Source organism: Mesorhizobium sp. M0296 (assembly GCF_040321675.1).
GTDB lineage: Bacteria > Pseudomonadota > Alphaproteobacteria > Rhizobiales > Rhizobiaceae > Mesorhizobium.
Genome location: NZ_JAMYRZ010000001.1, coordinates 132,797 through 144,905, shown reverse-complemented (window position 1 = coordinate 144,905; position 12,109 = coordinate 132,797). Strand labels below are relative to the sequence as shown.

Genomic DNA, 12,109 nt, shown 5'->3' with positions numbered 1-12,109 from the left:
CCTGAGGGGGAGATGGCCGGCAGGCCAGAGGGGGGCGCGAAGGATCGCGACCCGAAGAAGACAGGCTCAAATCAACCCCGAATCGCGCGCCGCGGCCGTCGCCTCACCCCGCGAAACCGCGTCCAGCTTGCCCAGAACCGCCGAGACGTGGTGATCGACCGTCTTCGGCGAGATGGTCAGGTGCTCGGCGATCCGCTTGTTGGAAAAGCCGCGCTCGATCAGTTGCAGCACCTCCATCTGGCGCTGGGTCAGGCCGGCGCGATTGGCGCGCGTGGTTCGGCGCGGCCCCCTTGCGATGCCGTTGACGCCGTTGCGGCGCATGATATCGCGCAGGTGAACGGCGACCGCCCTGGCGCCGAGGTTTTCGAAAATCTCCAGCGCCAGGCGCTGCGCGGTCTCGTCGCCCTCTGCCAACGCCAGCCCGCGTTCGTAGGGCGCGTTCATCTCGGCCCATAGTTCTGCCGCCGCCTGCCAGTCGCCGGCGAGCAGCAGCCGGTAGGGCGCGGCCATGCCGATGGTGTCGCCTGGATCCATGTCCGGCGCCAGCTTCTGCCGCCACGTCGCCAGCTCGCCGAAACCCGCCCGCGTCGTCGACAAGCTCTCAGCCAGTGCGATCAGGCCGAGCGCCTCATCCTTGTCAGCCTGGCCGAGCCACGCCCGTTCGGCCATCAGCGCCGCATAGGGCGCCAGCCGCTGCAATTCCAATCCCTTGTCCAGGAACTGCGTCATTTCGGCAAAAAGCGGCTCGGCGGACGGGTCGCCGCGCCGTATCCGCAACTTTGCCAGGGCCACCACGGCGGGATAGCGGACCAGCATCGTCGCCTGATCGTTGGCGATCACCTCGAGCGCCTCGCCGGCAGCCTCTTCCCATTGCCCCTGGCGCAGCAGCAACTGGGCCAGCACGCCGCGCATATAGTCGCGCCAGGTGACGAGATCGTTTTCGACGCAATAGTTGATGCCGCGATCGAGGAACGACCGCGCCTCAGCGAAGCCGAGCTGGTTCATCTCGCTGCAGGCGCTGTTGGTGAAGGCGCGCGCCGCATGTTCCTGAAAATTCTGCTCCAGCGCGATCTCCAGGCTGCGAGCAAGGTGCAGCCGTCCGTTTGCCAGATCCAGCCACTGCTCGGCGCTGCCGACATTGTTGAGCGCGTGGCAGACGATGTCGGGCCGGTTCAGTTGTTCGGCGAGCGCAATCGCCTTGTTGCCGAGCCGCAGCGTGTCGTCGAGCCTTTCGGCCAGCATCGCCAGTTGCGAGAGGTTGGAATAGGCCATGGCCAGCTCCGGCCCGGCCGGCGCGGTCTCCAGCAGCTGAACCGCCTGCTCGCCAAGGGCATCGGCAGCCATGCGGTCGCCAAGCAGGTAAGCAAAGCGCGACAGCCATCTGAGGCAATCCCCTTCCTTCGCCGTATTCCCCTGGGCCTGATGCAGCCGGCGCGCCTGGTCCTGCGCGGCGATGGCCTCGTCGATCTTGCCGATGAGGTGGCACTCGAAGGCATATTTCTCATGGAGCGCCGTGCGCTCCTCCACCGGCAGGCCGTCGGCCTGCCGCAACACGGCTTCATAGAAGCCGGCCGCATCGCGATGGGCGCCGACGCGGGAGGCCTCGCGCGCCGCAACCGGGGCCAGCTCGCGCACCGCCTGCAGATTGTGCGCCTCCACCGCGTGATGCACCAGGCGGCCGGTGGAGACCTCACTGTTTTCGAGCAGGGCGGCCAGGGCGCGCTGGTTGAACTGCCGCCGGTGGCTCGTCGTCAGCATCGCCTCGATGGCGCGGCGGGCGATCTCGTGCCGGAACGCATAGCCGTCGCCCTGATCCTCCAACAAGCCGTTGGCGACGCATTCGGCAAGCTGGCCGGCGCTGGCGACGCCGCACAGGCCCTGCAACGCCCAGGCATCGGCCCGCCGTGGAAACACCGACACCGCGTCGAGCATCGCGCGGGCGCCGGCCGACAGGCGCTCGGCCCGCGCCAGAACCGCGTCGCGCACGCTTGCCGGCAGCGCCGTTTTTTCCTCGCATCCGCTGCACAACAGCTCGGTGACGAAAAAGGCGTTGCCCGCCGTCGCCCGGTAGATAGCCTCGCCATCGCGCCCCGCCGCCTCGGCCAGCGACAGCACCGCCGACTCGCTGAGCAGCGGCACGTCGATGCGCGCGACGCTGCCTGCCGGTATCTCGCCGAGCGCGCGGCGCACCCGCATCTGTCCCTCGCTGCGATCGGTGCGCGCCGTCAGCAGCAGCAAGAGATGCCTGTTGGCGATGCGCCGGCCGAGAAAGCGGACGAAATCGAGCGTCGCATCATCGGCCCAGTGCAAGTCCTCGATCACCAGCAGGGTCGGCTGCGCCTTTGTCTCGAAGATGTCGAGTGCATCCGAAAACAGCGGCAGCCCCTGTCCCTGCCGATGATCGATCGCCTGCGGCAGCGCCCATTGCGCGTCCCGCGCCAGATCGTAAAGCGGCCCGAGCGGATCGGGTATCGACAGATCCTCGCAGGCGCTGCGGAATATGCGCGTGGCTTGCGCAGTCCGGTCGATGAAGGCCTCGACAAGCGCGGTCTTGCCGGCCCCGGCCTCGCCAGCAAGCACCGCGACGCAGCCAGGGCCGCGCCCGGCATCGGCCAGCAGCCCGTCGAGTCGCTCCAGCTGTGTCTGCCGTTCCAGAAGCATCATTCGCTCACGCAGATCGAGTTCGCCGAAAAGGCGGACCCGCGATGGACCCGCCAACATATCCCCCGCTCATAACGCTGCCAACATAGGGAATCGTCCCGCCAAAAATGGGGAAAGGCTCCGATGTGCGCTCTTGCCGGGCGTGATCAATGTCGAGCCGCGCTCAAACCGGGCGTGACCCACTGGAGAAAGGAAGGCTTCCATGCCTCGCTATCTGATCGAACGCACATTCCCGGACGGCCTCAATGTGCCGATGAACGAAGCCGGCGCCGACGCGCTGGGCGGTGTCGTCATGCGCAATGCCGAAAAGGGCGTCACCTGGCTGCAGTCCTACGTGTCGCCGGACAAGAAGCGCAGCTTCTGCATCTACGACGCGCCCTCGCCCGAGGCGATCCGCAGCACCGCCCAGAAGAATTCGCTGCCTGTCGACAAGATCACGGAGGTGCGGGTTCTTGACCCCTACTTTTACCGTTGATGGCAGGCAAACCCCAAGTGGCGGACAAAAGGATGAGTATCAAACTGCCATTCGCGGCAATTGCGACATGCCTGATAGCATGCCGGTCGGCGAACCGGCGCCTGTCGTGGGAAACCCCGGCGGTTCCCTGCTTGGCCGTCTATGGCGGATCGCGGCGGCGCTGCCTTCGCGTCTGCTGGGCAGGCGGCGCCGGCTGCCCCCGCAAGACGATTATCTGAGGCAGGACATCGGACTGCCCGAACGCGAGCAGCGGCGCGAATACTGGGAATATTATTGGTGGGACCATTAGGCCGCCGCGCCGTTTGGACGGGCTGAAACAAGCCGTGCAACCGGCCGCGTCATTGCGGCCGACATGAAAACAGGACGAGCGACCTGTTTCGCAAAATTCCAATGGACGCCGCAGCGTTGAGCAGACCCGATCGGTGCGCGTCCTCAAACAACCGGAGAGAACATGAACATCAATCTTTGCACCGGGCGTCTTGCCGCCCTGGCCATCCTGTCGATCGCCGCCACCGCGGCCCAGGCAAAGGACGGCAATCCGCTGGCCGACATGGTACGCGCCGCCAACAGCCGCTTCGAGAATGTGGCGGCGGCGACCGCTGAGGGCTACGCGCCCATCCCCTGCGCCAGCGGCATCACCGGCGGCGCCATGGGCATCCATTACGTCAATCCCGGCTACCTCAAGGACGATGCTGTCGATGTCGCCAAGCCGGAAGCGGTGATGTACGAGCCGATGGCCGACGGCACGCTAAAACTGATCGCGGTCGAATACATCACCTCGAAAGGCCCGGCCTCGCTCGATGGGCATCTGTTCAACTTCAACAGCGCCCCCAACCGCTACGGCCTCGGCCCGTTCTACGAGCTGCATGTCTGGGCCTGGAAGGGCAACCCGACCGGCGCCTTCGCCGACATGAACCCGAATGTTTCATGTGATGCGATGAAGGGGACGTAGAGGCGCCCTTTCCTTCTCCCCGTAATACGGGGAGAAGGTGCCCGAAGGGCGGATGAGGGGCAGCGCGGACGTCCGCCGTTGGCCAATCTCCCCACCTGAGGGGGGGGTGAGAAGCGGTCCGCGCAGCGGACGAAAAGCCAATTGCTTGGCTTTTCGAGCTTCGAACGCCGGCAGGCCAGAGGGGGGCGCTGTCCCGCCGACACCAAAATACGCATTCGAATTTTCTGTATCTCGACCGTCGGTGGTATTTCAGTTTGAAATCTAATAGCCGGGTGACGCACGCGCTGATGTCCGCGCTTCATGAAGATCGGAACCTGCTAAAGTGGGTAAAGACACTACTTCGATTCAATAACCCCGTTCGAGGTCGATTTTATTGGACAGAGGCTCTCCTCTTGCGACTTGACCACAGAGATCGGCGACCTGGTCGATTCCAGAATCCACCCAGAAGCTCGCGACATGAGGTGTGATGGTCACCTTGGGATGAGTCCACAACGGCGATGAAGCCTCCAGCGGTTCACGCTCAAACACGTCAAGACAAGCACCAGAAAGCTGACCTTCGTCGAGAGCGCGGATCAGGTCGGCTTCGTTGACATGCGCGCCCCTGCCGACATTCACAAGGTAGGCACCTCGATTCATTTTTCCAAAGGCACTGGAGTTCAGTATCCCACGAGTGTCACCAGTCAGGGGAAGTGAACAGATAACGTAGTCCCGACTTGTGAGTGCGTCCGCAAGCTGGGCAGGGCCAAAGTAACTATGTATACCAGGAAGCGTCTTTTGATGACGAGACCAGACTGCCGTGTCGTAGCCAAAGTCCGCAAACAGCTTTGCGGCCCAGCCGCCGATCCGGCCCGCACCCAGCACAACAATTCTTGTCTCGGAGATCTTCTGCGGCGCGATCGGATTCCACAACTTGCGGGCTTGTAGACTCATGTAATCCGCAACATGCCGTTGCTGGCAGAGAACGCGAAGGGCGATGTACTGCACCACTTCCGAAGCTTGCTCACGCGTTGCGAGCCTGATGAGCGGAACACTCTTGGGAAAGCTCTGAAGTTCAATACCCTCGACACCGGCTCCCAAATAGACGACGGCGCTTAGCCCCGTCATGGTATCAAAAAAGCCAGGACTGGCGCCCTTGTCGATCAGCACAATATCTATGTCACTTTTGTTCCCGGCGTCTGGCCAAAGCCTGAACTCCAGCTGCGGCACACGGATTTTCAGCTCAGCAGCCCATACTTGTGCATCAATGTAGTCAGGATACTCATTGACCATCAGAACGGTAATGGGCTCGCCTAACACTTCGCCCCTCCCAGATTCAGGTAATCAGGCATCCACCGGATTACGGTCTGTTGAGACTGAGGTTTGCGCAAACTGGCACCAGTTGCAAGACCAGACCCCGGCAAAAATGGCGTTGGTGATCCGCCAAAGCCGTGATGTCTGCCCGTTGCTGGCCGAGGATGTCGATTTCGCTTTCTTCAAGGCATAGCTCTCCCCTGGATTTGCTGGAACGCATGACAACCGGGGCCGGTCACGCCGGTGACGGATGGGGCGATGGCCGGAGTTCCGCGATCAGCCGCAGGATGTCGGTGAAGAGTTGCCTCGGGATAGCGACCTCCGCATCTGGAAGGCGACATAACGCCCATGGCTGATAACCTCGGCACCGATCTTGATGAGCTTCTTTGTGAGCTGGTCAGTGGTGCCAGAACATCCTTCCTGCTGTCGGCACTGTGGACGTTGCCGGGACGCAGGGCACGGCGTTCGAGGTCACCTAACTGGTTGAATTCCACGCATCCCTCTTCTGGGATAGGGATTCTTGCAAAGCCTATTTCGGCAGATGCTGCGATCAGGTTGATCGATATTTTTTCACTGGCGGCTATGAGAGAACCAGAAAACACTTAATCTGTGCTTTTCTTATATGGGCCACGCTTGCCTGGCTTTGGTGCTATGGCGCCCATCTTTTTGCAATATCGTCCATTGATCAGAGAGTTTGCGAAAGACCGTTTACCTTACAATATGAAGCGCGGGCCTCCCTGTTTGACCTCCCGCGCCATGGGGGCCGAGCATTTTTGAACCGTACATACGCTCAAACTCGGCCTCAGAAATGTACAGCGCTTTCGCCAATTCCCTATCAGAATATCCCAATACATTCTTGTGGTAATCCACAAGCTTATTTACCTTGATCGGATATTCCTTGGGAGGTTCATACGGTTCATTCTTTCTATATCCAAGCTTGCTCATCTGTATAAAGAACGATTTCTTTTGATATGGCGTTACATAGCTCAAACGATCTGCCCTCATGACTATGGAGGACATTGAGACCTTCCAATATTTCTTCATATTGGCAATTTGTCGGAATTCAAATTTGGTCAACTGAGACCGAATGGATTTGGCCGGCAAAAGGAATGCCCCGGCAAACTGGTCGGCTTCTTGTTCCATGACCTCATCATCCAAAAATGTGGTCGTGTGCAAAACCATGTGCGCAAGTTCGTGGCAGAGGGTATGCCGTATCCGATCTGCGGGAGCATTTATGTTCACGAAGAATAGTACCGGAAGGCCATCAATCCGCTGGCTGACAGCGTCGATCAAGTCGCTATCAAAATTACATGGGATCACGATGCCTCCGTGGTCCTCGATCAAAGCGGTAACATTTTCAACGGGACCATCCGGCAGCATCCAGGCTTCGCGCAAGTGCCGAGCAGCATCTTCAATGCTGAAAGCGCGAGAAGTCGAGCCCTGATATTCATCCCGATCAATCTCCGGAATGAAGCCGTTCGTTTTCACACCACCGGATTTTAGGAGGATGCCGAGTTGGATGCGCCGGATATTCATTTCCGCGATCATCTTGTCGAGCGGCTTTTGGCCGAGCTTTTTTCGCCTTCTGTAATGGAAGGGCGGCATGCCGTACGGGCGGCCAGTCTCGAAAAAGAAATCGGGCTCATAGCCGAGGGTGCCGGCAAGGGCGACCACAAAGTCCTCTGGCGCTGCCATCAAGCCGGCCTCGATTTTTGAAATCGTGCCTTGGGCCACGCCCATCCTGTCGGCAAGCACAGACTGATTAATCCCGCGAGAATCGCGAGCGAGCGCCATCATGTGGCGATTAAAAAGTTCAATCTGCTGCATTTTAGAACCGGCGCTGCCGGGTAACCTCATGCCAAGCAGCTTCGTCGGCTCCTCTCGATTCAAACGGAACAATCGCTGCACACCACATCGCGCCCTTATTCGTTGGCAACGATATCTGCGACCGCATGAACCCCGTGCCAGTGGCGTCAAGAAGATAGCCGGCAGTCAGCCTCGTTGGCATGGGGGTAAGCCCAGGCAGTTCGTCACCGTCATCAAACGCAACGGCTTGGGGAGTTGGATAGTTGGACGACACGCCATCTTCGTCCGTCTTCTTAAAACGTATGACTGAATTGGCGGTCTCAATTAGCCATAGATTTTGCCCCCGGATTTCCATGTGCCGGACATTTGGCAAGTCATCCAGAGTTCTGTGAGCTTCCGCCAAAGTGTGCCGAAAGGTGCAGTGAGCCTGAGTGCTGGCGTCGTGGTCCAAGACAATCTCAGCCGCATAACGCTCATAGGTCGTGTGGCCATGCCGCAGGATGGCGTCGATACAGTCCAGATACGGCGACAGCCGATCCATGATGATGCCGATATCATTTTCCACGGGCCAATCTCTCCTGCCTGATTCTGTTTGGCAGGATATATCACCGCGCGACGAAAATGAAGAAAATTATTCCGAAAATTATTCCTAGCGCCTACCCATCGCTTTTCCGCAGCCTTTTTGGCGATCTCAGCGCGACGCTCTGGCGTCATATTCTCGGCCCGCTTCTTGCCGCCTTTCGCGCCCCGCACTTTCGCGGCAGGTCTTTGCGGTCACGTCGTCGGCTTCCTCCCCAGTGGCAATGCGCATGACGCGAACGGCATTGCCGATGTTGCGGCGGAGCGCTTCTGGCCTTTAGGTCCGGTTGGCATTCCTAGTTCTCCGCATGGCTAAAGACGACAACGCCGTTGTCCTTACGAACTTCAACGGACACGATTCCATCGTCTCCCTTTCGGGTTTGGAACATGGAGGTTGCATGATCTTTCGCGGTCTTCTCGTCGTCGAAGATCACCTCGTCGACGATGCCCTGCCTTCCACACCAGATGACAGTGTAGACCATTGTTGCTGCCATGCTTTCCGCTAGGCATATAGGCGTTTTCGCATATGGGGGCAAACGAGATAGGCGTTTCCGCGTATTTCAAACTGAGACACTACCGAGCAGGGTGAAGGGTTGCGCGAATGATGAATATGAAGCAGCGCACCCGCCCCTCATCCGCCTGCCGGCACCTTCTCCCCGTATAGAGACGGGGCGAAGGGAACTCCCCACCCAACCGTTTCTTAATGTGTCTCCGCTACACCCACCCCCTGTAAATTGGCGGAAAACGGAGTGTGATCGGGGTGCGCTTTTCCGCGGCGACGACAGCCGGGCGGTTCCTGCCGCAGCGCCTTGCGCTGCGCATAAGGCCGCTGCTTGGCCTGATCGATGCCGTGCTGTTCAGCGCCGGCGCGCGCGGCGAGGCCGGCCGCATGTCGCTGATCGCCTTTTCGGTCCGCATCGTCAGCGCCGTCATCGCCTTCGTCAGCCAGGTTTTGATGGCGCGCTGGATGGGGTCGTTCGAATACGGCATTTTCGTGCTCGTGTGGGTGACGATGGTCATCGTCGGCAATCTCGCCTGCCTCGGCTTCCATACCTCGATCATCCGCTTCATTCCCGAATATCGCGAGCGCGGCATGATGGCCGAACTGCGCGGCATCGTGCGGGCCAGCCGGCTGTTCGTGCTGGTTGCCTCGACGCTGATCGCCGGCCTCGGCGCGCTCGGCGTCTGGCTGCTGTCGCCCTTTATCGAGAACTATTATGTCGTGCCGTTCATCCTCGGCATCATCTGCCTGCCGATGATCGCCATGTCCGACCTGCTGCAAGGGCTGGCGCGGGCCAATTCCTGGGCGCTGTTTGCGCTGTCGCCGACATTCCTGGTGCGGCCGCTGTTGATCCTGGCGTTCATGGCGCTGATGCTGCTGGCGGGCTACGCGCCGGACGCCAGAACGGCGATCTTCGCCGCGATCGCCGCCACCTACGCCACCACGCTCGGTCAGCTCGTCGGCGTCACCTCGCGCATCGACAAAAGGATCCCGGCCGGGCCGATGAAGCTGCATTTCGGCCAATGGTTCATCGTCTCGCTGCCGATCTTCCTGGTCGAGAGCTTCTTCTTCCTGCTCACCAATGCCGACGTGCTGATGGTCGGCGCCTATCTCGATCCCAACGACGTCGCCGTCTATTTCGCCACCGTCAAGACGCTGGCGCTGGTGCATTTCGTCTATTTCGCCGTCAAGGCCGGCGTCGCCCAGCGCTATGCGCAGTTCACCCATGGCGAGCCGCAAAAGCTCGCCGCCTTCGCCCGCGAAACCGTGTCGTGGACCTTCTGGCCGTCGCTGGCGATGGCGCTGCTGGTGCTGGCCCTGGGCGAGCCGATGCTGACCTTGTTCGGTCCCGAATTTTCCGCCGGCTATCCGCTGCTCTTCCTGCTGGTGCTCGGCGTCGTCGCGCGGGCCGCCGTCGGCCCTTGCGAAAGCCTGCTCACCATGAGCGGCAACCAGAATATCTGTGCCGCTGTCTATGCCATGACGCTGGCCTTCAACATCGCGCTTAGCGTCGTGCTGATCCCGCTCTTCGGTCTGTGGGGCGCGGCGATGGCCACCGTCTTCGCCATGATCTTCGAGGCCGGCGCGCTGTCCTTTACGGTCTGGCGCAAGCTCGGCATCGCCATGGTCATTTTCGTGCCCGCCAAAGGAGCCGCCTGATGGCTGCCGTCCCCTTGCTCGAGGAAACCAGCGGCGGCCCGGCCGGCGCCATGGTGTCCGGCCTTGCCGGGCTTGCCCGCGAAGCCGATCCCGCCCATGTCGAGATCCTCGCCAACAACCGGCCCGAGCGCAAGCTTGCCATCTATACGGCCTCCGCCGGCTTCGACCTGGTCGAGGAGCTCGACTATCTCTGTACCCGCACGATCGAGTCCAACGTCTTCTTCAATCCGCGCTTCCTGGCGCCGGCCATGCCCAGGCTCGAGGACCGCGAGGTGCGGCTGGCCGTCATCCGGGACGGTGACCAGTATCGCAACCGGCTGCGCCTGCTGGTGCCGTTCTCGGTCGAGCGACCGGTGGTGCCGCTCGGGGTTCCCGTCATGCGCACCTGGTCGAGCCCGTTCGGTCCGATCGGCACGCCCCTGGTCGACCGCGACGATCCGATCGGCGTCATCGAGGATTTCTTCTCGATGCTGTCGAGGCCGCATCTCAAGCTGCCGAAGGTCTTCGTGCTGCCCGACATAAGGCTGGACGGCCCGGTGGCGAGCCTGCTCGCCAGCGTCGCCGAAACGCGCGGCCTGACGCTGGTCACCACCGGCAAGGCCGAGCGCCCGGTGCTCGAAAGCGAGCTCGACGGCGAGGAATATCTGAAGGCTTCGCTGCGCGCGCACCATTATCGCGAGTTCCGCCGCCTGAAGCGCCGCCTCGCCGACCTCGGCCGGCTGGAACATCATGTTGCGCGGGGGCCGGACGAGATCCGCCATGCCATCGAAAATTTCCTGACGCTGGAGGCTGCCGGCTGGAAAGGCCGCGAGCGCACCGCCATGGCCATCGACCGCTACCGTGCCGCCTTCGCCCGCGAGGCGGTGTACCGGCTGGCCGAGCAGGATCTCTGCCGCATCCATTCGCTGACGCTCGACGGCCGCACCATCGCCTGCCTGGTCGTCTTCGTCGAGGCCGGCGTCGCCTACACCTGGAAGACCGCCTATGACGAGACGCTCGCTGCCTATTCGCCGGGCACGCTGCTGATGATCGAGGTGACCAGGCAGCATCTCGACGACCCCAACATCATGATGACCGATTCCTGCGCGGTGCCCGACCATCCGGTGATGAGCCGGCTGTGGAGCGAACGCAAGCCGATGGGCACGCTGGTGATCGGGCTGACGCCGGACGCCGACCGCCCCGCCCGCCAGGCGGCGTCGCAGCTTCACCTCTACCGCGAAACCCGCAACATGGCGCGCCTGCTGCGCAACCGGATGAGGAGCCTGCTGCGCCGGCGCTAGTGTATGGGGTCCAAAGTGGGCCCGACTGTCCGTCTCCGCACCGTCGGCTCTCTCGGGCCTAGGTCGTCAGGGTTAATTCTCCCGATCAGTGGAAAGGATTAGCATCGACGCAGTCCCAACCGGGATGAGGCGATCAATTACGGCCGCGCGTCCAGCATCACTGCCGCCTCGGTCCTGCACGGCCAGAAGAAAAAATCTGGGAGGAATGCATGATGAAAACAACTCACCTCAGGCGTGTCGGTGTCCTCACCTTGGCAGGTCTCGTTGGCGCGTGTCTGAACGCCGCCACTCCTCGGGCGGCCGAACCCGACAAAGCCGAGATCGATGCCCTGCGTAAATCGCTGTCCAGGTATGAAGACTACAAGGTTGCCATTCGCGAGCTTTATCTATCGACGGTAGGATGCGTCTTCTACAGCGGCGAAAAGGTAGAGGGGGCGATGGACTACCCGAAGGGCGCAATGGGCATCCATTTCGTCAACGTCACGACTGTCGGCCCGACCGCGGATCCGACGCGCCCCAATGTGCTGATCTATGAGCCGGTCGGCGGCGAATTGCGCCTGGTCGGCGCGGAATGGCTCGTGCCCTTGACGCCGGACACAAAGGAGCCGCCGAAGCTCTTCGGCCAGACATTCCAGGGGCCGATGGAGGGGCATTATCCGCTCATCCCGAAGGAGTTCCACCACTACGACCTTCACGCCTGGCTGTTCAAGGACAACCCGCTCGGAATGTTCAGCCCGACGAACCCGGACGTGAAATGCGACAACTATCCGTTTCCGATGCCTGAGCAGCCGACCAAGATGGTGCCGGGGCCGATGTAATAGCGGCCGGGCTACGATCCGAGCCTACCAGGAAATGCAGCCGGACCTCAAAGGCGTTATCCCAGAGGACGCTCCTGGGATAACGTC

The 12,109-nt window shown here is 61.5% G+C and carries 12 protein-coding genes and 1 pseudogene; 7 read left to right on the top strand and 6 right to left on the bottom strand.

What is annotated here, in order from left to right:
• Positions 1 to 66: 66 nt before the first annotated feature.
• Positions 67 to 2,721 carry a helix-turn-helix transcriptional regulator gene (locus tag NKI97_RS00750; protein ID WP_352832161.1) on the bottom strand — a complete coding sequence of 885 codons (2,655 nt, stop codon included), beginning with the start codon at positions 2,719 to 2,721 and terminating at the stop codon, positions 67 to 69.
• Between the two features lie 142 nt (positions 2,722 to 2,863).
• Between NKI97_RS00750 and NKI97_RS00745 the strand changes: the two genes are divergently transcribed.
• The 3 genes from NKI97_RS00745 to NKI97_RS00735 all read left to right on the top strand — a co-directional run bounded on the left by NKI97_RS00745 (position 2,864) and on the right by NKI97_RS00735 (position 4,088).
• Positions 2,864 to 3,136: a DUF4242 domain-containing protein gene (locus tag NKI97_RS00745; RefSeq protein WP_023677971.1), complete on the top strand. Its 273-nt coding sequence runs from the start codon at positions 2,864 to 2,866 to the stop codon at positions 3,134 to 3,136.
• A gap of 67 nt (positions 3,137 to 3,203) precedes the next feature.
• On the top strand, positions 3,204 to 3,425 hold the full coding sequence (locus NKI97_RS00740) for a hypothetical protein (protein ID WP_352832159.1): 222 nt from the start codon (positions 3,204 to 3,206) through the stop codon (positions 3,423 to 3,425).
• Between the two features lie 162 nt (positions 3,426 to 3,587).
• Positions 3,588 to 4,088, top strand: coding sequence for a hypothetical protein (locus tag NKI97_RS00735; protein WP_352471340.1), 501 nt, complete (start codon positions 3,588 to 3,590; stop codon positions 4,086 to 4,088).
• A gap of 345 nt (positions 4,089 to 4,433) precedes the next feature.
• On the opposite strand, the gene NKI97_RS00730 is transcribed toward NKI97_RS00735, so the two are convergent.
• Positions 4,434 to 5,384 (bottom strand): 2-hydroxyacid dehydrogenase, encoded by a 951-nt coding sequence (locus NKI97_RS00730; protein ID WP_352832156.1) that lies wholly within the window; start codon positions 5,382 to 5,384, stop codon positions 4,434 to 4,436.
• 229 nt (positions 5,385 to 5,613) lie between these two features.
• Positions 5,614 to 5,771, bottom strand: a pseudogene (locus NKI97_RS00725) (IS1380-like element ISCARN79 family transposase); the annotation flags it as partial.
• Here NKI97_RS00725 and NKI97_RS00720 point away from each other — a divergent pair.
• Positions 5,727 to 5,984 carry a hypothetical protein gene (locus NKI97_RS00720; RefSeq protein WP_352832592.1) on the top strand — a complete coding sequence of 86 codons (258 nt, stop codon included), beginning with the start codon at positions 5,727 to 5,729 and terminating at the stop codon, positions 5,982 to 5,984. The pseudogene NKI97_RS00725 and the gene NKI97_RS00720 sit on opposite strands and share 45 nt — an antisense overlap.
• Positions 5,985 to 6,086: 102 nt before the next feature.
• Here NKI97_RS00720 and NKI97_RS00715 read toward each other — a convergent pair whose 3' ends face one another.
• The 3 genes from NKI97_RS00715 to NKI97_RS00705 form a co-directional block, all read right to left on the bottom strand.
• Positions 6,087 to 7,205: a helix-turn-helix domain-containing protein gene (locus NKI97_RS00715; RefSeq protein ID WP_352832153.1), complete on the bottom strand. Its 1,119-nt coding sequence runs from the start codon at positions 7,203 to 7,205 to the stop codon at positions 6,087 to 6,089.
• Between the two features lies 1 nt (position 7,206).
• A complete protein-coding gene (locus NKI97_RS00710; RefSeq protein ID WP_352832150.1) occupies positions 7,207 to 7,749 on the bottom strand; it encodes a hypothetical protein in 543 nt (180 codons plus the stop codon).
• 310 nt (positions 7,750 to 8,059) lie between these two features.
• Positions 8,060 to 8,257, bottom strand: a complete 198-nt coding sequence (locus NKI97_RS00705) for a hypothetical protein (RefSeq protein WP_352832147.1) — start codon at positions 8,255 to 8,257, stop codon at positions 8,060 to 8,062.
• 266 nt (positions 8,258 to 8,523) lie between these two features.
• On the opposite strand from NKI97_RS00705, the gene NKI97_RS00700 reads away from it, so the two are divergent.
• The 3 genes from NKI97_RS00700 to NKI97_RS00690 all read left to right on the top strand — a co-directional run bounded on the left by NKI97_RS00700 (position 8,524) and on the right by NKI97_RS00690 (position 12,022).
• A complete protein-coding gene (locus NKI97_RS00700; protein WP_352832561.1) occupies positions 8,524 to 9,924 on the top strand; it encodes a lipopolysaccharide biosynthesis protein in 1,401 nt (466 codons plus the stop codon).
• On the top strand, positions 9,924 to 11,204 hold the full coding sequence (locus NKI97_RS00695) for a GNAT family N-acetyltransferase (protein WP_352832144.1): 1,281 nt from the start codon (positions 9,924 to 9,926) through the stop codon (positions 11,202 to 11,204). The genes NKI97_RS00700 and NKI97_RS00695 overlap by 1 nt, the downstream gene beginning before the upstream one ends.
• A gap of 209 nt (positions 11,205 to 11,413) precedes the next feature.
• Entirely contained in the window at positions 11,414 to 12,022 is a 609-nt protein-coding gene (locus NKI97_RS00690) for a hypothetical protein (protein ID WP_352452432.1), read from the top strand.
• Positions 12,023 to 12,109: the final 87 nt, after the last annotated feature.